Below are 23,432 nucleotides of genomic sequence, written 5' to 3'. Positions count from 1 at the left end.
CCGTTTCGCTCGGGCGCGGGCGGTCAGGCCCGGGTGGGCTTGGCGCAGGCGCCCGCGGCGCACGCCGTGAGCCACTGGTCGAAGTCGGCGTCGTAGCGGGTGCCGATGCCGTCCTGGTAGACGGCGTGTCCGCCGGTGTAGTCACCGACGCGGAAGCGGTCGAGCATGCGCTGGATGTCGTCGGGGTGGTTCTCGGCCATGTAACGCACGGCGAGGTAGCCCCACGGGTAGGTGCGGGTCACGTCGCTGTTGTCGTACGTGCTCTGCCACAGGGTGCTCAGCTTGTAGGTGTGCTTGCCGGCCTCCTGGATCGCCTGGTCGTCGGCGAGGTTCCGGTAGCTGTAGGACACGTACTCCGCGAGGCCCTCGATCCACCAGATGTCCGGCACCGAGATCTGCTGGGTGAAGTCGCCCTTCATGTCGTCGCGACCGTCGAGGAAGTGCGTGTACTCGTGGTTGAGGTTCCAGATCCGGGCCACGAAGCCGTCGTCGTAGTTCTTCTGGTACATGATCGACGTCGGCTGGTTGCCCGGGTCGGAGGGGTTGCCGTCCAGCGTGATGCCGCCGTTGTCGGTGCTGACGCCCCAGATCGCGCCGGCGTAGGTCTGGTAGTCGGCGCGGCTGGCGAAGACGACCAGCTGGATGGTCGAGACGTACTGGCCGGGTATCGCGCCGCCGGCCTTGACGATGCCCCGGAAGTAGGTGTCCTGGTTCAGCACGCTGGCACACGCGGCAGCGAGGTCGTCGGCGGTCAGGGACTGGGCGCGGATGGTGTGCGCCGCGTCGCAGTGGTGGGTGGTCGGCAGGGCGGCCTCGGTGAGCTTGGCGGGCAGGTCGCAGACGTCGTAGTACGCGCACTGGGTACCGTCGTAGGAGTTCGCCTGCGTGGCCACGGCCACCCACAGCCCGGCCGTCGGGCCGGTCATCTCCGACTGGTCCAGCAGGTCCTTGGTCAACGGGCGTACGGCCGCCTGCAGTTCAGGATGTTCGACGTAGCGGGCCAGGTTCATCCCCGCGTTGGAGTCCAGGTAGCCCTGGTCGGTGCCGAGCAGGTCCGTGTTGTCCACCGCGAAGTCGTACAGGCTCTCGGTGATGCGCGGGTCGGCGGCGACCGCCTTCACGTAGCCGGGGTTCCAGTTGCCGCGCCACAGCGGGGTGTAGACGTCGTTGACGGCCCTGACCATGCTGTCGATCGAGTTGTACGAGCTGTCGTAGGCGTTCAGCAGGCGCCGGTAGACAGACAGGTAGCGGCCTTGCTGGTCGGCGCTGTCGGTGAGGATGACCGTCTCGCCGAGGATGCCGCCGTTGGCCGCCGTGACGTCCTGGGAGTGGGACCGGGCGAAGAAGGTGTCCAGTCCGCCGGTGACGGCGCTGGTGAGGCGGGAGGTGTACGTGCCCACGTCGCCGGGGTGGTTGAACTGCACGTAGTAGCCGGCCCGCAGGAAGAGGACCAGTTGCAGCAGGCTGCCGGAGTTGTCACCGCGGTACTGACCGGCGGTGCTCTTGAACGCCCCCGCGATCGTCAGCATCTGGGACTGGCGGAAGACATCGTGGGCGTCATTGCCGGTGACCGAGAAGAGGGTGTTGACGCAGTCCGTGGTGGCGGCCTTCACGAACGAGACGAGGGTGGATCCGCTGCGGCTGCCGAAGTCGGCCGGGGTGCAGGAGGCCGCCTTCGCCGCGCCACGCGGGCTCGTTTCCATGCTGCGGGTCGACAACGGTGCGTGGGGCGGGAGCTGGGCGGGGCTGAGCCGCCGCGTCTGCGCCGCCGGCCGTTCGGTGGCGCCGGTGGCCGGGCCGGACGGCGGTGGCGCGGGGATGTGCCTGGCGGGGGCGGGGGCGCCCGTACCGGCATACGGCTGGGGCGAGGCCAGCGCCGGTGTCGACAGCAGGCCGGCCATGGTGACGCAGACGGCGGCGGCACCGGCCATGCGTCTGGGCAGCGCGAAGCGATAGCGCATCGGGATTCCTCCACGAAGGGATGCGCCTCGGTGGGGTGTTGAGGCGTGTGAGGCACTGTCTCAGCGCATCACCCGCGCAACAATGGCGTGTGACATAGCACATGACACTGATGGCCCATAACATCGTGGGCCCGTCCCGGGCGGCTCGCTATGCCCCGGCGGCACTCCAGGTGCGCGCGGCCCAGGTCTTCAAGTGCGGTGCCTGGGCGACCAGATCGCGGTAGGCGTCGGTGGCCGCTTGGAGCAGCGTGTCCACCACGTCGTCGGTGACGGTGCCGGGTCGCCAGACCAGCACATAACGGCACCACAGCGGGGCACCGGCCAGCGGCTTGACCACGACGTGCGGCATCGGGCGCAGCGTCGGCTGCACGAGGGAGACACCGAGCCCGTCGGCGATCATGCTCTGCAACTGGGTCTGGTCGCCGAGGAACTCGTGCACGGCGACGGGGGTGAACCCGGCCACCGCGCAGGCGTCGTAGAACACCCCGGGCCAGCCGGCGCCGTCGTCCGGGGTCACGAACCACTCGTCCTCGGCCAGGTCGGCCAGCTGCACCTGGGCGCACTGGCGCAGCCGGTGGCGCGCGGGCAGGGCGACGAACGTGGGCTCGGTGACGATCCCGCGGTGCCGTACAGCGATCGAGTGGCGCAGTTCCATGCCCGGGTAGTCGGCGGCTATGGCCGCGTCCACCGCCCCCTCCTCCAGCAGCTCCACGATCCGCGAGGAGGCGTAGACGCTGGTCACGGCGAGGGACAGTTCCGGCAGCCGGGTGCGTACGCGGGAGACCGTGCCCGAGAGCATCGGTGAGTTGGTCGCGGCGACGCGCATGGTACGGCGGGCCGGAGCGGCGGCCGGGCGGTGGCCGATGGCGTCGGCGCGGGCCAGGACGTCCCGGGCCTGCGCGACGACCTCGGCGCCGTACCGGGTCGGCCGCATGCCGCTCGCGCTCCGTTCGAACAGCGGCTCGCCCAGATGGCGCTCGATGCGCCTGAGCTGGGTACTCACGGCGGGCTGCGAGTACCCGAGGTGTGCTGCGGCGCGGCCCACGCTGCCCGCGTCGGCGATCGCGCACAGCACCCGCAGGTGCCGAAGCTCCAGCTCCATCGGTCCACTCCCCGTTTCGTCCCACGGCCGGTCCCGGGAGATCGTGCGTCTCCCGGGAAACCGGTGCTCACCGCCACGGCCGGTCGTGGTCGCGACCGGCGGACGGAAGCGTTCCATTGTGCCCCCGCAGGCACAAGTCGCCTGCCCGCCAGGTCCGGGCGGTCACCCTCCGTCCGCCTGCCGCTGCACGGAGTCGAGTAGGGCCAGATCCTCGGCGGTGAGGCACTGGGGCTCCAGATGGGCCGTCGCCGTTGCCGGGGACGGCGAGCACATACGGGCCGCGCCGCAGCGTCCGGCCGATGCGGACCTGGACCGAGCTCGCCCCATGAACCCGGGCGACCTGCCTGCCGTCGCTCACCATGGCGGCCGCCGCCCGGCGGGCCCGGGCGATGGCGGCGGACGGGCTCGGCTTCGACGGCGTGTTCTGTGTGACGGACACCGTGGCGATGGGCGCGCTGCGCGGCCTGGCCGATGCGGGGGTGCGGGTGCCCGGGCAGGTCAAGGTGATCGGCTTCGACAACGTCGACGAGAGCGCGTTCCTCGTTCCCTCGCTGTCCACGGTGGATCCGGACCACGACCTGATGGCCGAACGGGCGGTCGCCCTCCTGGCCGCGCGCATCGAACGGGCCGGGCCGCCACCCGACCAGGAGGAGTTCGTCGGCCCGTTCGCCCTGGTGATCCGCGAGTCGACGGGCGGCTGACACCTGCTTCTCTCCCGGACCTGGCTACAACACTCTCGCACTTGCCTAAAGACTTTAGGAAAACACATAATGCCTTTCGGCCCACAGGAGGAAGCTTATGGTGCGCGCAGGTCTGACCACGGAGCGTCTCGTCCGTGCGGGAGCAGAGCTGGCCGACGAGGTCGGCTTCGACCAGGTGACGGTGTCCGCACTGGCCCGCCGGTTCGACGTCAAGGTCGCCAGCCTGTACTCGCACCTGAAGAACTCCCAGGACCTGAAGACCGGGATCGCCCTGCTCGCCCTGGAGGAACTCGCCGACCGCGCCGCCGACGCACTGGCCGGCCGGGCCGGCAAGGACGCCCTCAGCGCCTTCGCCGACGTCTACCGCGACTACGCCCGGGAGCACCCGGGCCGTTACGAGGCGGCCCGGTTCCGGCTGGACCCGACGGCCGCCGCCGCGAGCGCCGGCGGCCGGCACGCGCAGATGACCCGGGCGATCCTGCGCGGCTACGACCTGACCGAACCCGACGAGACCCATGCGGTCCGGCTGCTGGGCAGCGTGTTCCACGGCTACGTCAGCCTGGAGACGGCCGGCGGGTTCAGCCACAGCGCCCCCGATTCCCAGGAGTCGTGGAACCGGATCCTCGACGCCCTCGACGCGCTGCTGCGCAACTGGCCGACGCCCTGACCCCGCACCCCGACCGACAGGTTCGCACCATGTCTCCCACCCGACACGGCTGGATCACGACGCCCCTCACCGCCGGCCTCATCCGCGGCGCCCTCGATCTGGAACGCACCGAGCGTGGGCTGCTGCCGCACCGGCTGCCCGCCCGGGCCCGCGCCCAGTGCGCCGACCCGCAGCTGCACATGGCCGAGTCCCAGCCCTCCGGCGTGCGCCTGGTCTTCCGCTCCCGGGCCACCGCCGTCGAACTCGACACGCTGGCGACCAAGCGGGTCTACGTCGGCGCCCCGCCGCGCCCGGACGGCGTGTACGACCTGCTCGTCGACGGGCGCCCGGCCGGCCGCGCCTGCGTCACCGGCGGCGCCACCCTGACGATCGACATGGCCACCGGAACCGTCGAGCACCGGCCCGGCCCGGTCGCCACCGTGCGCTTCACCGGCCTGCCCGCCGAGGCCAAGGACGTCGAGATCTGGCTGCCGCACAACGAGACCACCGAACTGGTCGCCCTGCGCACCGACGCGCCCGTCGAGCCTGTGCCGGACCAGGGCCGCACGGTGTGGCTGCACCACGGCAGTTCGATCAGCCACGGCTCCGACGCCGCGAGTCCCACCACCACCTGGCCGGCGCTCGCCGCCTCGCTCGGCGGGGTGGAGCTGATCAACCTGGGCCTCGGCGGCAGTGCACTCCTCGACCCGTTCACCGCTCGCGCGCTGCGCGACACGCCTGCCGACCTGATCAGCGTCAAGCTCGGCATCAACCTGGTCAACACCGACCTGATGCGGCTGCGCGCCTTCGGACCCGCCGTCCACGGCTTCCTCGACACCGTGCGCGAAGGCCACCCCGGCACTCCGCTGCTCGTGGTCTCGCCGATCCTGTGCCCCATCCACGAGGACACACCGGGCCCCAGCGCCCCGGACCTCGGCGCACTGAGTGCGGGGCGGCTGCGGTTCCGGGCCGCCGGGGACCCGGCGGAACGGGCCTACGGGAAGCTCACCCTGGGCGTCATCCGGGAGGAGCTGGCCCGGATCGTGCGCGAGCGGGCCGCCGAGGACCCGCATCTGTACCACCTCGACGGCCGTGACCTCTACGGTGAGGCCGACTTCGCCGAACTGCCGCTGCCCGACGACCTCCACCCGGACGCCGCCGCGCACCGCCGGATCGGCGAGCGCTTCGCCGCGCTGGCCTTCGCCCCGGGCGGCCCCTTCGCGAACGGCTCCGGCTGAGCCGTACGGGCCGGCAGAGGGATCACACGAGGTGGGCGAAGACCACCAGGTTCTCGGTGTAGTCCCTGACCGAGTGGTCGTAGTCCCCCGCGCAGGTGATGAGCCGTACCTCGGGGCGCGATGTGTCGGCGTACACCCGCTTGCTGGGGAAGTCGTCCTTCGCGAACGTCTCCATGTCGTCCACGACGAAGTCCGCCCTGTGCCCGTCGGCCCGGTCGACGGAGAACCGGTCACCGCGCTCCAGTCGGTCGAGGCCGGCGAAGACCGCAGCGGAGGTCACCGTGTCGACATGCCCGGCGATGATCGCGGTGCCCGTCTCGCCGGGCGAGGCGCCCTCGGCGTACCAGCCGACGAGATTGGTGTTGGCAGCGGGCGGGGGCTCCAGGTGGCCCGAGGCAGCGATGGTGAGGGCGGTGAAGGGGGCGTCCACGCCGATCTTCGGGATGAGCAGCCGCACGGGCGTGGAGTGGGGCAGCGCCTGGCCGGTCTCGTGCGGGTCCGTCCGGGCGGCGCTCGCGCCCGAGGCACGGGACGGGCCCCCGGGGTCGTCGGCCCCGTGAGGGCCGCCGAACACGCTGACGGCGACGACCACGATCGCCACTCCCCACAGGGTCAGCCGTCCGCCGAGGCGGGCATTCTGCTCGTGCGGCGCCGGCTCGGGGGGTGCGGAGGAGGGATCTGCTGCCATCGGACACCACCTCACTCGGGCACGGCAGCAACAGGGATCGGTGGCAGGGGGCGGGCCGCCGGCACGGTGCGCGCCGGCGACGGCCGCATCCCCTGGACTGTGGAAGTCCGGTCAGGACGCCGGCTCGGTGCCCTTCCTGCGGCGCAGCGCGTACATGCCGGTGGCGCCTACGGCGAGTACGGCCAGGCCGCCCGCGGTGACACCGGGCGTGGCCAGGGCGCCGCCTCCGGTGTGCATGCCGCCGCGCGGCTTGCCGTGCTCGTCGCCACCACCACCCCATCCGTCCTTCTCGCGCCCGTTGTCCCCTTCGTCGTCCTCGTCGTCCTCCTTGCCCTTGCTCTCGCCCTTGCCCTTGCCCTTGTCCCGGTAGGTCTCGGGGTCGAACCTGCTGTCGTCGCTGTCCGAGTCCCAGTCGTCGCCCCGCACCGCGGCGAGCGCACCGCCGCCCGTGTGCATTCCGCCGCGCGGCCCGTCGTGGCTGCTGTCGTCGTCGCGTTCGGTGCTGTAGTCGTTGTCGTGGTCCCTCCCGGAGCCCTTGTCGTGGTCCCGGCCGGAGTCGCTGTCGTGGTCCCGGCCGGAATCGCTGTCGTGTCCCCTGCTGTGCGAGGAGTCGTCCCGGCCTCCGTCGTTCCCGGCGGCTACGGCGAACGCGGCGCCGGGTGCGGCGAAGGCCAGGGCGGCGGAGGCCGCCGCCGTGGCAAGAAGAAGGCGGGCAGAACGCATGTCGGTGTCCTTCCGCCGTGGCCGGGCAGCGGATACGTCATCAGCTGAATGGACCCGGCCTCGACATGAACCACCGTCAGTCAGGCCCCCTCGCCGCACCATCCGGGCGGCCCAGCCGTGTCACCGCGCCACCCGTATGTCCCAGCGACACGCCGAAGGACCCCCCGTCCGGGCCAATCCGGCGTCACCCGGAAGCACGCCATGCGGCGACAACCCGGCCGATGCACAGCAGGGAGAGGCTGCGCAGCACGGCCCAGCCGCGCGCCCGCCGGACCATCGGCTCGTCGACCTGCCCGTACGCCTGGAGGAAGTGTGCGCTCGCGTCCTCGGGCCAGGCTGCCCGCGGTGACACCGGGCGGGGCGAGTGCGCCGCCTCCGGTGTGCATGCCGCCGAGGAACCCGGCCGGCCGGTCGGCGACATCGTCGCCGCACGTGGCCGGGGAACGGTCGGCCGGTCGCCGGGGACCCAGGTCACGACGGCCCACGGCAGCGGGACGGACGCCGAGGGCACGCCGGACCGCACCGGGACCGGCAGGGGCGGCCCGGCGGACTCAGTAGCCGATGAAGAACGTAGCGTCCGCCTGGTCCGTGGCCGTGGAGATCGGGTCGATGCGCAGGACATAGTCCGCATGCCTGATGTACCGGGTGGGGTAGTTGTGCGAGCGGAAGGACGTCCAGCCGGCGTCGGCGAGGCCCGCGGTCTGGTGGAAGGTGGCGTCCTGGGCGAACGCCGAGGTGCCGTCGTTGACGTCGAGGCGCAGCTGGTAGGCGTAGTGCCGCAGGTAGCGGGTCGGGTAGTTCACCGACTGGAAGGAGACGCCGGAGCCGTCGGCCAGGCCGGGGACGAGCTTCCACCGGGAGTCGGTGTACGGGTCGAAGGGGTAGGCGTCGATGCGACCGACGAAGTCGGCGTGGCGGACGTAACGGTCGGGGTGGTTGTAGGACTTGATCCGGTTCCACGCGGGTGCGCCCCACTTGGCCACGAGGTTGGTGTACTCGGCGGTGGTGAGGGGCTGGATGGTGCCGTGCTTGGAGTTGACCGGCTGGGTGTACGTGCGCTGGTCGAGGGCGGTCCAGGTACCGGCCGCGAGGTCGGTGCTCTGCCAGGCGTAGAAGACGCCGTTCGGGGTGTAGGTGTCTCCCCAGAGCCACCAGGTTCCGGAGGTCTGGGACTTGACGAGGATGGGGGCCTCGGTGCCGCCGTGCCTGACGGGCGTGCTGAAGACGGTGAAGCTGCCGGGATCGAGCGAGGTGGACTTGGCTCCGACCAGGGCCTGCGCCGAACTGCTCTTGAAGTAGAGGTAGTTGACGCCGTTCACGTCTACGGCCAGATCGCCGTCGATGACGTCGTAGCCGGGGTCGAAGAAGACCTGCGGGGCGGAGACGGTCTGGAAGTCGCTGGTGTAGTTCACCATGATCACGTTGTGTCCGCTGGAGTTCACGGACGAGTAGATGATGCCGTACTGTCCGCGGCCCGCGTCCCAGAAGGCCTCCGGGGCCCAGCTGTGGGTGTTCATGTCGTGCAGCTTCAGACGGCGGTAGTTGGTGAAGGTGCGCAGGTCGGCGGAGTCCCAGACGTGGATGTACTGGCTGACGTAGCTCCAGTCGGTGCCCTTGAGGTCGGTGGCGAGCACGACGAAGGCGCCGTTCTGCTTGCGCAGGATGAACGGGTCGCGCAGGCCGCCGGCGCCCTCGGTCGGCGTGACGACGGGGTTGTTCTGGTTCAGCGGCATCCAGCGCAGTGCGTCCGTGCTGACGGCGAGGTGGAGGCCGTAGTCGGTGCCGGTGCCGTTCGGTGACTCGGTGAAGTACCCCATGACATAGGCGGAGTCCGCTGCGTGGGCGGGGCGGGCACCCAGGGTGAGGTCGGTGGCGGCGGCCAGCGGCACGGCTGCGGCCATGCCGAGGAACAGCCGGCGAGAGGGCGGGCCGTCGTGGTGGGGGGTTGCGCGCATGTGGTCTCCCAGGATGCTTCAACTGTCGGTATTTCGAACGGAGTTCGGTAAGTCGGTCAGAACGTAGAGGCGCATGGGGGACGCGTCAACGCTTGTGACAGCAGTCGACGGGGGATCCGTAAAAACAGGGATCACTTCTCGCAAGGTGCGTCGCACTGGCGCTGGGCATCGCGGTCGGCCATCTGGCGGACCGGTGCGACCCTGCCGGCGCTGCTGCCACCGGTCGCTCCCCTGGGTATCGACTCCCCCGCCGCCGGCGGGCGCGCCCACCGCCGTACAGGGTTCGCCTTCCTCGCCGTCTGCTGCCAGTACCTCGGTGTGTTCGGGCTGGGCACCGGGCTCGCCGAGGCGCTCGGCCCGGGGCTGCTGATCGCGCTGAGCATCGGTCAGCTGCGGGCCGCACCCTGACCCGTCCCTCGTCCAGGCCGATTCAGTCGTACGACGGAGCGGGCACCCATAGCCTGAAAGCCGATGATCCATCACATACCGGCGGTGTCCCTGACCCCCCGCCCCGCCGAGAAGGGGCCGCCCATGTCCGGCGCAGCCAAGCTCGGGCGCGCAACCCGCCGCCTCCTCACGGCCTTTCTGGGCGCCCTGACCGGGGTCACCGCCGTCGCCGTCCCGGCCCGGGCCGATGTCGGCGAGGTGACGGAGTATCCGATCACGACCGCGGCCGGCACTCTCCCGGCCGGCATCACCGCCGGACCGGACGGAGCGCTGTGGTTCGCGGCGTCCGGAGTCGGCCGGATCGGACGGATCACCGTCGACGGCAGGCTGACCGACTTCCCCACCTCAAGCCCGGCCAGCCTCCCCTTCGCCATCACGGCGGGCCCCGACCGCGCGCTGTGGTTCACCGAGGGGAACGCGAACAGGATCGGCCGGATCACCACCGCCGGACACCTCACGGAGTTCCCGGTGCCGACGGCGGACAGCTTCCCGGCCGGGATCGCGGCCGGAGCGGACGGTGCCCTGTGGTTCACCGAGGAGAGCGGCAACAGGATCGGCCGGATCACCACCGCCGGCCACATCACCGAGTACCCGGTCCCGGCCCCGAGCGCCTCCCCCTGCTCCATCGCGGCGGGCGCGGACGGCGCCCTGTGGTTCACCGAGCTGACCGGCGCAAGGATCGGGCGGATCGACCGCACCGGCCGGATCACCGAGTTCCCGCTGCCCGGTGGCTCCGGCTTCCCCGAGGCGATCGTCTCCGGCCCGGGCGGGATGTGGTTCACGGCGTCCGATGCGAACGCGGTCGCCCGGATCGACCACGCCGGACGCGTCACCCGGTTCCCGCTGCCCGACCCGGACAGCGGCCCGAGCGGCATCGCCCTCGGGCCGGACGGCCGGGTGTGGTACGCCGACCAGGCCGGCCGGGTCGGGCGGGTCGGCGCGAAGGGGACGATCACCACCTTCCCGGTGAAGGAGGGGGCGGACAGGGTGCCGTTCCGGATCACCGCGGGTCCCGGTCGCGGAATGTGGTTCACCGAGCTGTTCGGCAATGCCGTCGGCCACCTTCGGACCCTGCCCCGGTGATCGCCCGGCCGCAGGAGGGCGAAAATCAGCCACACCGCTTGTTATGACAGAGGTCATAACGCAGGCTGGTGCCGACAGCGGGACAGGCCGACGCGGTGGGAGGAAGCAGTGGCGGGCGGGACGGCACGGAGGATGTGGGAGCGGTTCGAGCCGGTGCACGATCTCGTGTACTTCGCACCCGAGGCACGGCAGGCGGCGGACCGGCTCGGGATGCGCGGGTTCTGGATGGGGTACTTCGCGCTGCGGGCGGCTCCGCTGGGCGCGGTGTCCCCGGATGTGGTGACGAGTTGTTTCTACGTCTTCCATCCCGCCCGGGTGGCCCGTGCCCTGCCCGACGCGTGGGGGTACGCGGCTCCGGCGGATGTGCTGGCGGCCCGGTGGGAGGCCATGGACGTGGCGATGACCCGCGTGTTCGGGCCGGAGGCGGTGGAGTCGGCACGGCTTGCGGAGGCGGCCGATCTCGCGTGGGAGGCGGCGGCCGCGGCGGACACACCGGGGCGGGTACTGGCCGCCGCGAACCAGGCGCTGGAGCGGCCCGAGCGGCCGGCCGTGCGGCTGTGGCAGGCCCTGACGACGTTGCGCGAGCACCGGGGCGACGGGCATGTCGCGGTCCTGGTGGGCCTGGGCATCGGGCCCGTCGAGGCCATGGTGCTCAAGGCGGCCGCCGGGGAGTCGGACGGGTCGTTCCTGCGCGAGACCCGCCAGTGGGAGCCGGAGGACTGGACGGCCGCCGAGGCCGCCCTGCGCGAGCGCGGCTTCCTCGCCGGGGACGGATCGCTGACCCGTGCGGGCGTGGCCGGGCGCGCGCTGATCGAGACCCGGACGGACGAGGCGGCCGAGCGCCCGTGGACCGCGCTCGGCGCGGAGCGCACCGCACGCCTCGCCGAGCTGCTGGAGCCGCTGGCCCGTGCGGTCGGGGGCGCGGGGCTGCTGCCGCCCGGCAACCCGGTGGGACTGACCGGACAGCGGCTCGCCGGTCGGTGAGGGCTTTCGTACGTCGGCGTCCCCGCCCGGGGTGCCGGGCCGGGACGCCGTACGGACGTACGGAGCGCCTTCGGGCTACCAGGTCACCGGCAGCCGTTCGGGGATCCGCTTCATGAACCCGGTGCGCCACACCAGTTGGCCGGGCGGCACGGCGAGCGCGAGGTCCGGCAGGCGGTCGAGCAGGACCTCCAGGGCGATCCGGGCATGCACGCGGCCCAGGGCGGTCGCGGGGCAGTAGTGGGCGCCGCCGCCGAAGGAGAGGTGGTCGGCGGTGTTGTCACGGTGGACGTCGAAGCGGTGCGGGTCGGGGAACTTCTCCGGGTCGAGGTTCGCGCCCTCCACCAGGACCAGGACCAGTTCGCCCGTGCGGACCTCCACGTCGCCGAGCCGGACGTCCTCCAGGGCGAGGCGCGGCAGGGCGTCGCCGATGGAGAGGTTCACCCGCAGCAGTTCCTCCACGCCCGGTCCGGTCAGGTCGGGGCGGTCCCGGAGCAGGTCCCGTGCGATGGGGTGGGTGAGCAGGTAGACCAGGGCCATGGCGAGGAAGCCCGAGGTGGAGATGGTGCCGGCGCCGAACATGGTGACGCCGACGGTGGCCAGCATCTCGTCGCTCAGGTGGGCGTACTCGGGATCGTCGCGCAGGGCGGCGAGTTCGCCCATCAGGCCGTGGGTGGCCGGGTCGTCCAGCAGGGCGGACATCCGGGCGATGTCCCGGTCCCAGTTGATCTTCGCGCCGGTGACCGGGCACGGCGCGTTCATGAAGGCGATGTCGAGGCTGCGCAGGAAGGCCGGGGCCTCGGTCTGCGGGATGCCGAGCATGCGGCAGTGCATGCCCGCCGAGTACGGCTCGCAGAACGCCCCGCGCAGATCCGCCGTCGGGCCGTCGGCCTCCATCAGGTCGACCAGACGGTGGGCCTCGGCGCGCAGCCAGTCCGTCAGGCCGGGCGCCTTGGGGTTGAGCGCCTTCATCACCGCCCGGCGCAGCCCCGCCCCGGTGATGTTGCCCATGTTGTTCACGACCTCGGGCGGGATCGTGAGCGCGTACTGGCGCGGCACGCCGGGCGCGGAGGTGTCCTTGAGGGAGAAACGGTCGTCCTTCAGGACCTGCTGGCACAGCTCATAGGAGGAGACCAGCCAGGCCTCGTCGCCGGCGATGGTCCGCACGCGCCGTACGGGGGTGGCGGCGCGCAGGTCCTCGATCTCGGCAGGAACGCGGGTGCCGTCCCAGGAGAAGGGGAAGTCCAGCAGGGGTGGGTCGGTGCGGAAGTCGGGGGCGGTGGTCATGCCGCGGCTCCTTCGGGGGCGGCGGGCGTCACGATGGCGTGGCCCTGGTTGCGGGAGGCGCGCAGACCGGCGCCACGGGAGTACAACAGCTCGGCCATCGGCAGCAGTTGGTGGTAGCAGTTGAGCGAGGACGGAACCTTGAGGATGGCGGGGGTGTCGAGGAAGAGCGGGGCCTCGGCGCACACGTACTCCAGGCACACGGTGCGCTGCTCTTCGCTCGCCGCCTCGCCGCGGGCCGCCAGGAAGCGGCTCACCAGGGCGTTGCAGACGGCCCGGAAGTCGCCGTCCGCCTGCAGCCGGTTCTTCAGCTGCCGGTGGATCTCCTGGTAGGCGGGGTTGGTACGGAAGGCCGACATCGGCTGCCAGTCGAGCCGCTTGCCCTCCGGGTCGGTCGCGCAGACCGCGTCGCGGACCTTCGCGCGCACGCCCCGCAGGTTCTTCACGGCCTTGCGGCGGGCCTCGTCCGGCGCGTAGCCGGACGCCTCGTACATCTCGGCCACGTACAGGTCGGTGTAGACGAAATCGACCCTTTCGAAGTGGTCCAGCCCCCAGCGGGCGAGGTCGTGCAGGCGTTGGGCGGAAAAGTAGCTGTTGCCCGGGGACACGCCGATGACAGCGTGTGCACCCTCGCCGAAGATGACTTCGCAGTGGGAGGTGTAGGGCTGAACCTCGAAGACGTCGGCCATCAGCACGGATGCTGTGGTCAAAGGGGAAACCCTCCGCCGCGCGCTAGTCCCGAGAGGGCCCTGTGCCCCTGGTGTGGCGATGCGGCGCCCTCACGCTAGTCGTACGAAGTCAACACGGGTAGTTACTGCCTGGGTTTGGCTGAAAACAGTCGTATCAACGGTCGAAGTTCCCTCAGAAGAGCCTCAGGTGCCGGTCGTACGCTGGGGCCGTGGTCAACCGAGGCGAAGATCCAGGACAGGCGGCGTCCCGGCTCACCGGGCGCCGGGTCACGGGGTCGCGGGCGGCGTCCGCCTCGCCCGCCGAAGTGACGCTCGAGGGCGGGACGGTGGTGATGGTCAAGCGCGGCGACGCTCCCGGCGCCGTACGCGCGGAGGTGGCCGGGCTGTACTGGCTCGGCGCGGCGGACGCGGTCCGGGTGCCGGCGGTGCTCGGCCACGACGAGCGGTGGATGGTCACCGAGCGCGTGCCGACCGGGCATCCCGACGGCGCGGCGGCACTGCGTTTCGGCCATGCCCTGGCGGCCCTGCACGCCGCCGGAGCACCCGCCTTCGGCGCGCCGCCGCCCGGCGGGCCCGAGGAGGCGTACATCGGCCTCGCACCCATGCGCAACGCACCGGGAACCGACTGGCCGCACTGGTACGCCGAGCACCGCGTACTGCCGTACCTGCGCGGCGCCGTCGACGCCGGCACCGTGCGGCCCGGTGAGGCCACGGTGATCGAGCGGGTCTGCGAGCGGCTGCCTGATCTCGCCGGTCCGGCCGAGCCGCCCGCGCGGCTGCACGGCGACCTGTGGAACGGCAACGTGCTGTGGGGCGCCGACGGGGAGGTCCGGCTCATCGACCCGGCCGCGCACGGCGGGCACCGGGAGACCGACCTGGCGATGCTCCAGCTGTTCGGCTGCCCCCACGTGGACCGGGTGCTGGCCGGATACCGCGAAGCGGCGCCGCTGGCCGAGGGCTGGCAGCGGCGCATCGGCCTGCACCAGCTCTTCCCGCTCCTGGTGCATGCGGTGCTCTTCGGCCGCGGCTATGCCGGGCAGGCCCTCGCCGCGGCCCGCGACGCCCTCGCGGGATGAATCGGCGGCGCCACGGCGCAGCCTCGCAGCCTCCATCGGCGTCCTATTACCCGACGCCCCCAACGCCCCCGCTCCAGACCATGATTACGGAGCGTAAGGAAACCAATCACCCGTTCGATTCGTATAAGGACGTGAAAGCCGAATCAGGGAGAGACCATGCAACCGTTCACGCTCAACTACGCGCGCCCCGCTGTGCAGTTGGACGTCACCACTCCGTACGCGTACGACTCCGGACTGCAGTTGAACGTCCTCCCGGACGGCCGGATCGCCGCCACCGACCACGCGACCCTGAGGGCACTGGGGACAACGACCTCCACGGCCGGGTCCAAGACGCACTTCGACGACTGACCGCGGGCCTACGGAAGATGACCGTGCTCATCGTGACCAGTGAAGAGGACGTGACGGCGGACATGGTGGTCCTCCGGCTGGGCGAGGCGGGCGTGCCCGTGGTCCGGCTCGACCCCGCCGACCTCACCAACGGAGTGGCCCTGTCGGGCGAGTACGTGCAGGGCGCCAGCCGCGGGCACCTGTCCGTCGGCGGGCGCCTGGTGAGCATGAACGGCCTGCGCTCCATCTGGGTGCGCAGGCCGGGAGAGCCTGCCGCCCGTGCCGCCCAGCCCTCGGCCTGGCTGACGGAGGAGTCGTCCCAGGCGCTGTACGGCATGCTGCGTTGTACGGACGCACGCTGGATGAACCACCCGGACGCGGCCCGCCGTGCCCGCCACAAGCCCTGGCAGCTGCGGCTCGCCCAGGACAGCGGGCTCGCGGTGCCGGCCACGCTGATCACGACGTTTCCGCAGGCGGCCCGGGAGTTCGCCGACCGCTTCCCGGACCTGGTGGTCAAGCCCGTCTCCGGCGCCCATCCGCAGGAGCCGCCGCGGGCGGTGCCCACCAGCCGGGTCGCGCCGGACGCCGACTTCGCCGCCGTCGCCTTCGGCCCGACCCTGTTGCAGCGCCGGATCCCCAAACGGGCCGACATCCGGCTCACGGTCGTCGGCGACCGGCTGCTGGCCGCGCGCAAACCGGCCGACCCGGACGCCCACCCCGACGACGTGGACGTCCGCTTCGCCCCGTCCGTCTCCCCCTGGCTCCCGGCGCAGGTGCCCCCGCGCGTCGCCGAGGCCGTCCACCGCTATATGACGGACGCCGAACTGGCCTACGGCGCCTTCGACTTCGCGGAGGACACGGATGGAATCTGGTGGTTCCTGGAGTGCAACCAGTCGGGCCAGTTCGGCTTCGTGGAGATGGACACCGGCCTGCCGATCGCCGAGACCATCGCCCGGTGGCTGGCGGGGGACGGGAAGACGGCGCAGCCGTACGACAACGGCGACCGGAACACGGCATCGTGAGGCTGCGGCCTCCGGTTCGGAGAAGGGAACGCGACATGCGCATCGGACTGCTCGGAACGGGCCCGTGGGCCCGGGCGGCCTACGCTCCCGCCCTCGCCGGGCACACCGGCCTGGACTTCACCGGGGTGTGGGGCCGCCGCCCGCAGGCGGCGACCGCGCTGGCGGAGCAGTACGGCGTCCGGGCCTACGACGACGTGGACGCGCTGCTGGCCGACGTGGACGCGGTGGCGGTGGCGCTGCCGCCTTCCGTGCAGGCCGAGTTGGCGGTGCGGGCGGCGCGGGCCGGCCGTCATCTGTTGCTGGACAAGCCCCTGGCGGTGGGGGTCGCCGAGGCGCGGGCCGTCGCCGAGGCGGCTGAACGGGCCCAGGTGGCCTCGGTGGTGTTCTTCACCGCCCGCTTCCAGAAGGAGCCGGAGGCCTGGATCGACGAACAGGCCGCCGTGGCGGGCTGGTTCACGGCGCGGGCGCAGTGGCTCGGGGCGGTGTTCACGAGCGACAGCCCGTTCGCGGCCTCGCCGTGGCGGCGGGAGAAGGGCGCGCTGTGGGACGTCGGGCCGCACGCGCTGTCGGTCCTCCTGCCGGTCCTCGGTGACGTACGGCAGGTCCTGGCGGCGGCGTACGGCCCCTCGGACACCGTGCATCTGGTCCTCGACCATGCCACCGGGGCGTCGAGCACGCTCACGCTGAGCCTGACGGCGCCGCCCGCGGCGGCCGGGGCCGACGTCGAGCTGCGGGGCGAGGCCGGGGTGTCGGTGCTCCCGGGCAGTTCCGAGGGCGCGGTCCCCGCCCTCGGCCGCGCCGCGGACGCCCTGGCGACCGCGGCGCGCACCGGCCGCCCGCACGCCTGCGACGCCGCGTTCGGTGTACGGGTCACCGAGATCCTGGCGGCGGCCCAGGCCCGGTTGACCGGGAGCCCGTCCGACTAGCCCCACCGCCGCCCGGGCCGGCTAGGCGTCCTCGAACGGCTCGTCGCTCCACCGGAACCACGCCCGCTCCCCCTCGATGTGCAGCAGGAACTCGGGGACCGGGCCGTCCGGCGAGGACATTTCGACACGGCGCCGTATCTCGTCGTACGCGGACTCCCAGTCCTCCCAGCTCTCCTCCTCCATGAGCGCGAGCTCACGGGCGAAGAGGTCCCGTACGGCGGCGAAGCCGGGGCCCGCGGTGAACCTCCCCGACAGCCAGGGGAAGTCGGCCTCGTCGATCAGGATCTCGCCGACGGGGTCCTTCCCGGCGCGCACCCGCCACACCTCGCCGTCGAAGCCCATGGCCCCTCCCCCGTTCCGCCGCCGTCGATCACCCCTTCAGCATGTCACCCGGCACTGACAACGCGGTCGGCCCAGAAGGTGACGCGCTCCCGTACGACGGGGTATCCGGCCCGGGTGAAGTGCGCGGCCATCGGGAAGTTGCCCTGGTCGGTGGCGCCGGCGATGAACTCGGCGCCGCGTTCGGCGAGGAAGTGGGTGCACTCGGCGAGGAGATCGTAGGCGTAGCCGTGGCCGCGGTGTTCCGGCAGGACGCCGATGAAGCCGACGCACGGTCCGGACGGGTTGCGGGCGGGGATGTGGATGCCGGCGATCTCGCCCCCGGGCGTGCGGGCGAGCTGCCACCATGCGCGCGGTGACGGGAACCAGCGGAAGACGTCGAGCTCCTCCTGGGCCGCCTGGTCCACTCCGCCGTGCTCGATGGCCCGGCGGGCGTGGGCGTCCAGGGTGACGGAGTGGATGCGGCGCAGGGCGTCGAAGAAGACGGTGTCGTCCGGCTCGGTGGAGAAGGTGAGGCGTCCCGGGCGCTCGGGCAGGCCGTGGTCCGGGGTCCAGCGGTACAGGAAGCGTTCCACCAGCGGTTCGTATCCGGCCTTGCGGGCGGCGGCGGTGCGGGTGCCGACGGCGGCCGGCAGGCCGGAGACGTCACGCCAGCCGGCGGGCAGGTCGAGCTCGAGTTCCTCGGGGTGCCAGGGCGCCGTGCGCAGGAGTTCGGCTCCGGCCTCCGCCTCGCCCTCGGCCACGTCGAACCAGTTGACGAGGAGCGGCTCGGGGTCCTCGGGCCGGGCCCACCAGGCGGCGCGGGCCACGACCCGGCCGTCGCGCAGGGCGACCCGCTTCCAGTCGGGGCGGAACCGGGTCTGCCGGTGCCGCTCGCCCAGGCCCAGCGGGTCGGGCAGGGCGTCGAAAAGGTGAGCACTGCTCTCGTCGAGCGTGCGGATGACCAGACCGGTCATGGATTCCTCCGGGATGCGTGCTGCGTGGAGCGCTCCCGGTCGGGTCAGACGTGGCACGCCCGCGGAACGGGGAGGGGGGAGCACTGGCTGATGGTGGACTGCATGCTCGCCTCCTTCCGTCCGTCTCGGGCGTGGCACACACGCTAGGCGGACGGGCACACCGGCGTCGACCGGTTTTCGGGGTGCGCGCACGGAGGCCCGGAGCCGGGGCGGGGAGGAGGCTGCGCTCCCGGTCGCGGCGTAGCGTGGGGGTGTGAAATCGGTGCGCGGCTGGTCGTCGCGTGGGAACCGGGAGGAGCGCGGCTGGCTGCGGGGCGCACCACCGCCGCGGTGGGTGCGGATGCTGCCGGTGCTGCTGCTCGTGGCGGTGACCGTGGCCACGCTCGCCACTCCGGACGCGCGCGATCTCGGATTCCTGCTGGGCGCGATCCCGCCGCTCGCCGTCCTGTCGTACGGTCCGCTGGCCACCGCCGTCCTGGGCGCGCTGGTCGTCGTGGTGCTGAACGTGCCGGCCACCCATCTGAACCGGCCCGGCAACACCGATCTGCTCACCATCGTGTTCGTCGCCGTGCTGAGTGTGTTCGTGTCCTATGTGCGCAGCCGCCGGGACGCCCAGCTGGACACGGAGCGCGCGATCGGGGAGGCCGTGCAGCGGGCCGTGATGCCGCCGCTGCCGGAGCGCGTCGGGCGGGTCGGGTGCGCGGGCTTCTACCGGGCCGCCGAGGACGGGACGCTGGTCGGCGGGGACTTCTTCGATGTGCGGGAGGGGCCGTACGGCGTCCGCGCGGTGATGGGGGACGTGCGGGGGCACGGGCTGTCGGCGGTCGTGACCGTGGTGTCGCTGCTGGGCGCGTTCCGGGAGGCGGTGCTGGACCAGCCGGACCTGGAGTCGGTCGCGGCCCGGATGGACCGCAGGCTGGCGGTGGACTCCGCGGGTGTGCGGCACGGCGAGTTGTTCGCGACGGCGGTCCTGCTGGAGTTCGCGGCCGACGCGCGTGCGGTGCGGGTGGTCGCCTGCGGGCATCCGGCACCGGTGCTGCTGCACGACGGGCGGGCCGAGGAGCTGACCGTCGCGGGGGCCGCTCCGCTGGGCCTCGGACTGGTCGGCGTCGATCCGCCGAAGGCGGTCACCGTGCCGCTGGGGCCGGGCGACCGCCTGCTGCTGGCCTCCGACGGCGTCTGGGAGGCCCGGGACGCCTGCGGCGGCTTCTATCCGCTGTCCGAGCGGCTGGCCGCCTTCGCGGACACGGCCTCCGCCGAACTGGCCGGCGCCGTGTGGGGGGACCTCGGGCAACGGCACTACGAGGTGCGCGACGACGCCACCCTGCTCGTCCTGGCGCCCGGCCCGGCGGTCACCTGACCGCGCCGCCGGTCCCCGGCACGCCCGTCAGCCCACATCCCACGTCCGGCCTCGGCGCCCTCGCGGGCCGGAAGACACGCGGTGGCTCAAACGCCAGGGTGCGCCACCCCTTCCGCCAGATAGAAATATCTACCAGCATGCATATGCCGGGTTGGCGTGCAGACGTACCGAGTGCCCGGTCACGGCCATTGTCCGCCCTCGTGTCAGGCGAACGAGGATCACCCGGAGCAGTGCATGACGAACACGATGTGGATGCGGGGCGTGGAGTGGCTGGCCGCGGCGGCGGCGGATCCGCGCGCATGCAAATGGGCGTGGGACCACGGCGACGGCGTCGCACTGCTGGAGGCGGGCCGCTTCTGGGACGTCCTGAGCGTTCCCGACCGGCTCGGCCTGCTCACCCTGGACCTGCTGTGGCGGCCCTCGCTGCCCGTGCCGGGGCCGACCCTGGTGGACACCGCCGCGGGGCGGGTCGGGTTCTTCCTGCCACCGGACCCGTCCGGGGGCTGGGTCGGCGCCGGCCTGCGGTACGCGACCAAGGGGTCCTGGGTCGCCGTACCGCCGCCGTACCGGCCCGCCCGCTTCCTGGAGTGGCTGGTCCCGCCGGACGGCACCGGCGCACTGCACACGCCCGGCACCCTGGAGGCGGCGCTGCGGCAGGCCAACGGCACGCTGACGGTGCTTGCGCCGCTGTGCGGGCAGTGACGGGAGCGGGGCAGGATCACTAGGGCCGGGTGCGCAGCGCGAGCCCTGCCAAGGAGGCCCACAGGCCGTCCGGTTCGGCGGGGACCGTCCGTCCCTGTGCCCGCCACTCCTCGACGAGCTGGGCGTAGATCGGCTCGCGGCTTCTGAGGGCGCCGGCCGCTTCGGTGCGGACGCGCGGGGCGGTCTCGAAGTCGCTCAGGCGCTTGAAGAGGAGCGATGTCGTCTGGTCCATCGGGGCCTTGCGGTCCATACGGTTCATGCCCGGGCAACGTCCGGGACGCGCCGGTGGTGTACGCCCCGCCCCGCCCGCTCACCGGGTCGGGTGAGCGCACCCCTCGAACGAGGCCTTCCGCCCGTCCGACAAACATCCCGTAGCAGGATGCCCACCGTCGCGACGAGTGCCGGCGCCGGGGCGCCCGCGGCCGAGAGGCGCCGTGGGGTGCGCGCTTCTATGCTGGACGGACAGGGCTCCGACGTCTCGCCCACCGCACGTTCACCTCATCACGTGCTTGGAGTCAGCCCATGTCGCATTCGTCCGCACGCCTGCGCAGGGGGGCCGCGGCCGCCGTCGCGGCGGGGACGCTGATGGTGCCGCTCGCCGGCGCTCCCACCGGGGCGGCCTCGGTGTCTGCGCCCGCCGCGTTCGCCACCGACTCGCCCAGCCCCTCCCCTTCGGGGACGGACGTCCGTACCCTCACCCCCGACGTGGCCCGCCAACTCGACGCCGCGGTGCAGAAGGTGATGCACGAGGCGAACGTGCCCGGGGTGACGGTCGGCATCTGGACGCCGCACCAGGGCAGTTACGTCAGTTCGTACGGTGTCGCCGACAAGAGCAACGGCCAGAACATGACGCCGAACCTGTACATGCGGATCGGCAGCGAGACCAAGATGTTCACCGTGACGGCGCTGCTGCAACTGGTGGACCAGGGCAAGGTCGGTCTGGACGACCCGATCGGCAAGTACGTCGACGGTGTACCCAACGGAGACACGATCACGCTCCGGCAGCTGGCGGGCATGCGCAGCGGGCTGTTCAACTACTCCGAGGACGACGGCTTCTACAAGGCGCTCACGTCCGATCCCCAACGCAGCTTCACACCCCAGGAGTTGCTCGGCTACTCCTTCAAGCACCCGGTGCTCTTCCCGCCGGGACAGAAGTTCTTCTACTGCAACACCAATCTCATCCTGCTGGGCCTGGTGGTCGAAAAGGAGAGCGGGCAGCAGCTCGGGGCCTACATCCGGCAGCACGTCCTCGGCCCCGCCGGCATGACGGACACGCTGTTCCCGGCCGGCGCGGAGTTCCCCACCCCGCACGCGCAGGGCTATACGAACCAGACGGCCGACGGCAAGGTCGAGGACGCGGCCGACTGGAACCCGTCCTGGGGGTGGGCGGCCGGGGCGATGATCTCGAAGCAGGAGGATCTGCGGGTGTGGGCCCGTACGGTGGCCACCGGCCAATTCCCGGACGGCAGCCGGATGATCAGCCCCGCCACGCAGAAGCAGCGGCTCATCACACCGGCGACCCCGATCCCGGGTGCGGGGTACGGGCTGGGCATCTTCGATGTGCAGGGCTGGATCGGCCACAACGGCTCGCTGCCGGGTTACGAGGCCCTGACCATCTACCTCCCGTCGGCCCAGGCGACCCTCGTGGTGCTCCTCAACACCGACATCGACCACAACGGCCAGGAGCCGAGCACCCTGTTCGGCGAGGCGATCACGAAGATCATCTCGCCCGACCACGTCTTCAACCTGCCGGCCGAGCCGGCGGCCAGGTGAGGTCTCGACTCGGCCGGTTTCCCGCCGGGCCGGGCGACGCGCTGTTCGCTCACGGCCGATGACGGTGTGTACTGGACGGTGACCGCCTCGCGAGAGCCGACCAGCCAGGAGAGCCGTCGTGCCCGTCACCGACCGCATCCCGCTCGACCCGTTCGGCACCGACATCGTGGCCGAGAGCGCCCGGCTGCGCGCCCTCGGCCCGGTCGTCCCTGTGGAACTGCCCGGCGCCATCCCCGCCTGGGCGCCCACCGGGTACGACGTCCTCAAGGAACTGATACTCGACCCCCTGGTGAGCAAGGACGCGCGCAGGCACTGGCGGCTGTGGCCGCAGACCGGTGAGCGCCCTGCCTGGAGCTGGATCGTGACCTGGGTGGGCTTGGTCAACATGCTGTCCGCCTACGGTCCCGACCACACCAGGCTGCGCAAGCTGGTGGCGCCGAGTTTCACGCACCGGCGCACCGAGGTGCTGCGCCCGCGCGTGGCGGCCATCACCACCGAGCTGCTGGACGCGCTGGCGGCCGAGGGCGCGGACGGCCGTGCCGTCGATCTGCGGGCCGGGCTCGCCCATCCGCTGCCCATGCGCTTGATCTGCGAACTGCTCGGCGTGCCCGAGGAGTTGTCCGAGGACGCGGCACGTCTCATCGCCGACATCTTCGACACGTCCGATGCGAGCCCGGAGCGCGCGGCGTCCGTGCAGGAGCGGATCGGCACGGTGCTGGGGGCGCTGATCGCGCACCGGCGGAAGGATCCGGGTGACGATCTCACCACGGAGCTGATCCGGGTCCGGGACGAGGACGGCGACCGGCTCTGTGACGAGGAACTGCTGCACACCCTGCTGCTCGTGGTGGGCGCAGGGTTCGAGACGACCGTCAATCTCATCGGCAACGCGGTCGTCGCGCTGCTGACCCACCCCGCGCAGCTGGCCGCGGTGCGCTCCGGGCGGGTCGGCTGGGGGGCGGTGGTCGAGGAGACGCTGCGGGTGCACCCGTCGATCGCCGCGCTGCCGCTCAGGTTCGCGGTGGCGGACCTGAAGGTCGGGGAGGTGACGATCCCGGCCGGGGACGCGATCATCACGACGTACGCGTGCGCCGGACTGGACCCGGCGCACTACGGGCCGGACGCGGCCGGTTTCGACGCGGCGCGCGGCACCGACGACCATCTGGCGTTCGGCATCGGCGTGCACCGCTGCATCGGCGCTCCGCTGGCCCGCATGGAGGCGCTGACGGCGCTGCCCGCGCTGTTCGACCGCTTTCCGGGACTGCGCCTGGGCGTGGGGGCCGACGAACTGCGGCATGTACCGTCGTTCATCGCCCACGGCTGGCAGGAGGTGCCGGTCCGGCTGGGCACCTGAGACACGTGCGGGGCTCCGACCGGTCCCCCGTTCCGGTCGTGCCCCGCGGAGTGCTGAACCTACGTGCGTGGAACGGCCTCGGGTATCGCGCCGGTGCCCTTT

The 23,432-nt window shown here is 72.2% G+C and carries 24 protein-coding genes; 13 read left to right on the top strand and 11 right to left on the bottom strand.

Annotation, left to right across the window (positions count from 1 at the left end):
- Nucleotides 1–23 precede the first annotated feature (23 nt).
- Together AQI88_RS17035 and AQI88_RS17030 are read right to left on the bottom strand one after the other, a co-directional pair.
- On the bottom strand, nt 24–1,961 hold the full coding sequence (locus tag AQI88_RS17035) for a collagenase (protein WP_066999354.1): 1,938 nt from the start codon (nt 1,959–1,961) through the stop codon (nt 24–26).
- 148 nt (nt 1,962–2,109) lie between these two features.
- Nucleotides 2,110–3,063 carry a LysR family transcriptional regulator gene (locus AQI88_RS17030; protein WP_066999351.1) on the bottom strand — a complete coding sequence of 318 codons (954 nt, stop codon included), beginning with the start codon at nt 3,061–3,063 and terminating at the stop codon, nt 2,110–2,112.
- Between the two features lie 359 nt (nt 3,064–3,422).
- On the opposite strand from AQI88_RS17030, the gene AQI88_RS17025 reads away from it, so the two are divergent.
- From AQI88_RS17025 to AQI88_RS17015, 3 genes are all read left to right on the top strand, one after another.
- Nucleotides 3,423–3,764, top strand: coding sequence for a substrate-binding domain-containing protein (locus AQI88_RS17025; protein ID WP_079057620.1), 342 nt, complete (start codon nt 3,423–3,425; stop codon nt 3,762–3,764).
- 97 nt (nt 3,765–3,861) lie between these two features.
- Nucleotides 3,862–4,431 (top strand): TetR/AcrR family transcriptional regulator, encoded by a 570-nt coding sequence (locus AQI88_RS17020; protein ID WP_066999348.1) that lies wholly within the window; start codon nt 3,862–3,864, stop codon nt 4,429–4,431.
- 29 nt (nt 4,432–4,460) lie between these two features.
- Nucleotides 4,461–5,648 (top strand): GDSL-type esterase/lipase family protein, encoded by a 1,188-nt coding sequence (locus AQI88_RS17015; RefSeq protein WP_066999346.1) that lies wholly within the window; start codon nt 4,461–4,463, stop codon nt 5,646–5,648.
- A gap of 22 nt (nt 5,649–5,670) precedes the next feature.
- On the opposite strand, the gene AQI88_RS17010 is transcribed toward AQI88_RS17015, so the two are convergent.
- From AQI88_RS17010 to AQI88_RS16995, 4 genes are all read right to left on the bottom strand, one after another.
- Nucleotides 5,671–6,336 (bottom strand): class F sortase, encoded by a 666-nt coding sequence (locus tag AQI88_RS17010; protein ID WP_066999343.1) that lies wholly within the window; start codon nt 6,334–6,336, stop codon nt 5,671–5,673.
- A gap of 111 nt (nt 6,337–6,447) precedes the next feature.
- Nucleotides 6,448–7,059 carry a hypothetical protein gene (locus AQI88_RS17005; RefSeq protein WP_066999340.1) on the bottom strand — a complete coding sequence of 204 codons (612 nt, stop codon included), beginning with the start codon at nt 7,057–7,059 and terminating at the stop codon, nt 6,448–6,450.
- Nucleotides 7,060–7,243: 184 nt separating this feature from the next.
- Nucleotides 7,244–7,570, bottom strand: coding sequence for a hypothetical protein (locus tag AQI88_RS17000; RefSeq protein ID WP_159050350.1), 327 nt, complete (start codon nt 7,568–7,570; stop codon nt 7,244–7,246).
- A gap of 40 nt (nt 7,571–7,610) precedes the next feature.
- On the bottom strand, nt 7,611–9,014 hold the full coding sequence (locus AQI88_RS16995; protein WP_066999334.1) for a glycoside hydrolase family 43 protein: 1,404 nt from the start codon (nt 9,012–9,014) through the stop codon (nt 7,611–7,613).
- A gap of 471 nt (nt 9,015–9,485) precedes the next feature.
- Here AQI88_RS16995 and AQI88_RS16990 point away from each other — a divergent pair, with 471 nt between their 5' ends.
- Nucleotides 9,486–10,544, top strand: a complete 1,059-nt coding sequence (locus AQI88_RS16990) for a Vgb family protein (protein ID WP_244184177.1) — start codon at nt 9,486–9,488, stop codon at nt 10,542–10,544.
- A gap of 132 nt (nt 10,545–10,676) precedes the next feature.
- Complete coding sequence (locus tag AQI88_RS16985) at nt 10,677–11,528, top strand: SCO6745 family protein (protein WP_244184176.1); 852 nt, start codon at nt 10,677–10,679, stop codon at nt 11,526–11,528.
- Nucleotides 11,529–11,603: 75 nt separating this feature from the next.
- Here the strand turns inward: AQI88_RS16985 and AQI88_RS16980 are convergent, their stop codons facing one another.
- On the bottom strand, nt 11,604–12,812 hold the full coding sequence (locus AQI88_RS16980; RefSeq protein WP_066999329.1) for a cytochrome P450: 1,209 nt from the start codon (nt 12,810–12,812) through the stop codon (nt 11,604–11,606).
- Nucleotides 12,809–13,519, bottom strand: coding sequence for a cyclodityrosine synthase (locus tag AQI88_RS16975; RefSeq protein WP_244184174.1), 711 nt, complete (start codon nt 13,517–13,519; stop codon nt 12,809–12,811). Before AQI88_RS16975 ends, AQI88_RS16980 begins: the two co-directional genes overlap by 4 nt.
- Nucleotides 13,520–13,707: 188 nt before the next feature.
- Here AQI88_RS16975 and AQI88_RS16970 point away from each other — a divergent pair, with 188 nt between their 5' ends.
- From AQI88_RS16970 to AQI88_RS16955, 4 genes are all read left to right on the top strand, one after another.
- Entirely contained in the window at nt 13,708–14,574 is an 867-nt protein-coding gene (locus tag AQI88_RS16970; protein ID WP_066999326.1) for a fructosamine kinase family protein, read from the top strand.
- Between the two features lie 156 nt (nt 14,575–14,730).
- The gene (gene tgmA, locus AQI88_RS16965; RefSeq protein WP_020938095.1) at nt 14,731–14,922 is read left to right on the top strand and encodes a putative ATP-grasp-modified RiPP; all 192 of its coding nucleotides are present in this window, start codon (nt 14,731–14,733) and stop codon (nt 14,920–14,922) included.
- A 17-nt stretch (nt 14,923–14,939) separates the two neighbouring features.
- Entirely contained in the window at nt 14,940–15,923 is a 984-nt protein-coding gene (gene tgmB / locus AQI88_RS16960; RefSeq protein WP_066999323.1) for an ATP-grasp ribosomal peptide maturase, read from the top strand.
- Between the two features lie 35 nt (nt 15,924–15,958).
- Nucleotides 15,959–16,849: a Gfo/Idh/MocA family protein gene (locus AQI88_RS16955; protein ID WP_066999321.1), complete on the top strand. Its 891-nt coding sequence runs from the start codon at nt 15,959–15,961 to the stop codon at nt 16,847–16,849.
- A 21-nt stretch (nt 16,850–16,870) separates the two neighbouring features.
- Here AQI88_RS16955 and AQI88_RS16950 read toward each other — a convergent pair whose 3' ends face one another.
- Together AQI88_RS16950 and AQI88_RS16945 are read right to left on the bottom strand one after the other, a co-directional pair.
- Nucleotides 16,871–17,191, bottom strand: a complete 321-nt coding sequence (locus AQI88_RS16950; protein WP_066999318.1) for a hypothetical protein — start codon at nt 17,189–17,191, stop codon at nt 16,871–16,873.
- 44 nt (nt 17,192–17,235) lie between these two features.
- Nucleotides 17,236–18,144: a GNAT family N-acetyltransferase gene (locus AQI88_RS16945; protein ID WP_066999315.1), complete on the bottom strand. Its 909-nt coding sequence runs from the start codon at nt 18,142–18,144 to the stop codon at nt 17,236–17,238.
- A gap of 253 nt (nt 18,145–18,397) precedes the next feature.
- Here AQI88_RS16945 and AQI88_RS16940 point away from each other — a divergent pair, with 253 nt between their 5' ends.
- Both AQI88_RS16940 and AQI88_RS16935 read left to right on the top strand, forming a co-directional pair.
- Nucleotides 18,398–19,504, top strand: a complete 1,107-nt coding sequence (locus tag AQI88_RS16940; RefSeq protein WP_066999312.1) for a PP2C family protein-serine/threonine phosphatase — start codon at nt 18,398–18,400, stop codon at nt 19,502–19,504.
- Nucleotides 19,505–19,738: 234 nt separating this feature from the next.
- Nucleotides 19,739–20,206, top strand: a complete 468-nt coding sequence (locus tag AQI88_RS16935) for a hypothetical protein (protein WP_066999309.1) — start codon at nt 19,739–19,741, stop codon at nt 20,204–20,206.
- A gap of 19 nt (nt 20,207–20,225) precedes the next feature.
- Here AQI88_RS16935 and AQI88_RS16930 read toward each other — a convergent pair whose 3' ends face one another.
- Complete coding sequence (locus AQI88_RS16930) at nt 20,226–20,465, bottom strand: hypothetical protein (protein ID WP_244184173.1); 240 nt, start codon at nt 20,463–20,465, stop codon at nt 20,226–20,228.
- A gap of 263 nt (nt 20,466–20,728) precedes the next feature.
- Between AQI88_RS16930 and AQI88_RS16925 the strand changes: the two genes are divergently transcribed.
- Nucleotides 20,729–21,979: a serine hydrolase domain-containing protein gene (locus AQI88_RS16925; protein WP_066999306.1), complete on the top strand. Its 1,251-nt coding sequence runs from the start codon at nt 20,729–20,731 to the stop codon at nt 21,977–21,979.
- Nucleotides 21,980–22,097: 118 nt separating this feature from the next.
- The gene (locus AQI88_RS16920; RefSeq protein ID WP_066999303.1) at nt 22,098–23,330 is read left to right on the top strand and encodes a cytochrome P450 family protein; all 1,233 of its coding nucleotides are present in this window, start codon (nt 22,098–22,100) and stop codon (nt 23,328–23,330) included.
- Nucleotides 23,331–23,432 lie beyond the last annotated feature (102 nt).

Origin of the sequence: Streptomyces cellostaticus, assembly GCF_001513965.1 — a bacterium.
Classification (GTDB): Bacteria; Actinomycetota; Actinomycetes; order Streptomycetales; family Streptomycetaceae; genus Streptomyces; species Streptomyces cellostaticus.
This window is presented reverse-complemented; position numbering and strand designations above follow the sequence as displayed.

Excerpts from the sequence above, each read along its gene's own strand:
- AQI88_RS16930 (WP_244184173.1), bottom strand. The coding sequence starts at position 20,465 with ATGAACCGTATGGACCGCAAGGCCCCGATGGACCAGACGACATCGCTC.
- tgmA (WP_020938095.1), top strand. The coding sequence starts at position 14,731 with ATGCAACCGTTCACGCTCAACTACGCGCGCCCCGCTGTGCAGTTGGAC.
- AQI88_RS17025 (WP_079057620.1), top strand. The coding sequence starts at position 3,423 with ATGGCGGCCGCCGCCCGGCGGGCCCGGGCGATGGCGGCGGACGGGCTC.
- AQI88_RS17015 (WP_066999346.1), top strand. The coding sequence starts at position 4,461 with ATGTCTCCCACCCGACACGGCTGGATCACGACGCCCCTCACCGCCGGC.
- AQI88_RS17020 (WP_066999348.1), top strand. The coding sequence starts at position 3,862 with ATGGTGCGCGCAGGTCTGACCACGGAGCGTCTCGTCCGTGCGGGAGCA.
- AQI88_RS16980 (WP_066999329.1), bottom strand. The coding sequence starts at position 12,812 with ATGACCACCGCCCCCGACTTCCGCACCGACCCACCCCTGCTGGACTTC.
- AQI88_RS16985 (WP_244184176.1), top strand. The coding sequence starts at position 10,677 with ATGTGGGAGCGGTTCGAGCCGGTGCACGATCTCGTGTACTTCGCACCC.
- AQI88_RS16925 (WP_066999306.1), top strand. The coding sequence starts at position 20,729 with ATGTCGCATTCGTCCGCACGCCTGCGCAGGGGGGCCGCGGCCGCCGTC.
- AQI88_RS17030 (WP_066999351.1), bottom strand. The coding sequence starts at position 3,063 with ATGGAGCTGGAGCTTCGGCACCTGCGGGTGCTGTGCGCGATCGCCGAC.
- AQI88_RS16990 (WP_244184177.1), top strand. The coding sequence starts at position 9,486 with ATGATCCATCACATACCGGCGGTGTCCCTGACCCCCCGCCCCGCCGAG.
- AQI88_RS16945 (WP_066999315.1), bottom strand. The coding sequence starts at position 18,144 with ATGACCGGTCTGGTCATCCGCACGCTCGACGAGAGCAGTGCTCACCTT.
- AQI88_RS17035 (WP_066999354.1), bottom strand. The coding sequence starts at position 1,961 with ATGCGCTATCGCTTCGCGCTGCCCAGACGCATGGCCGGTGCCGCCGCC.
- AQI88_RS17005 (WP_066999340.1), bottom strand. The coding sequence starts at position 7,059 with ATGCGTTCTGCCCGCCTTCTTCTTGCCACGGCGGCGGCCTCCGCCGCC.
- AQI88_RS16955 (WP_066999321.1), top strand. The coding sequence starts at position 15,959 with ATGCGCATCGGACTGCTCGGAACGGGCCCGTGGGCCCGGGCGGCCTAC.
- AQI88_RS17010 (WP_066999343.1), bottom strand. The coding sequence starts at position 6,336 with ATGGCAGCAGATCCCTCCTCCGCACCCCCCGAGCCGGCGCCGCACGAG.
- tgmB (WP_066999323.1), top strand. The coding sequence starts at position 14,940 with ATGACCGTGCTCATCGTGACCAGTGAAGAGGACGTGACGGCGGACATG.
- AQI88_RS16995 (WP_066999334.1), bottom strand. The coding sequence starts at position 9,014 with ATGCGCGCAACCCCCCACCACGACGGCCCGCCCTCTCGCCGGCTGTTC.
- AQI88_RS16935 (WP_066999309.1), top strand. The coding sequence starts at position 19,739 with ATGACGAACACGATGTGGATGCGGGGCGTGGAGTGGCTGGCCGCGGCG.
- AQI88_RS16950 (WP_066999318.1), bottom strand. The coding sequence starts at position 17,191 with ATGGGCTTCGACGGCGAGGTGTGGCGGGTGCGCGCCGGGAAGGACCCC.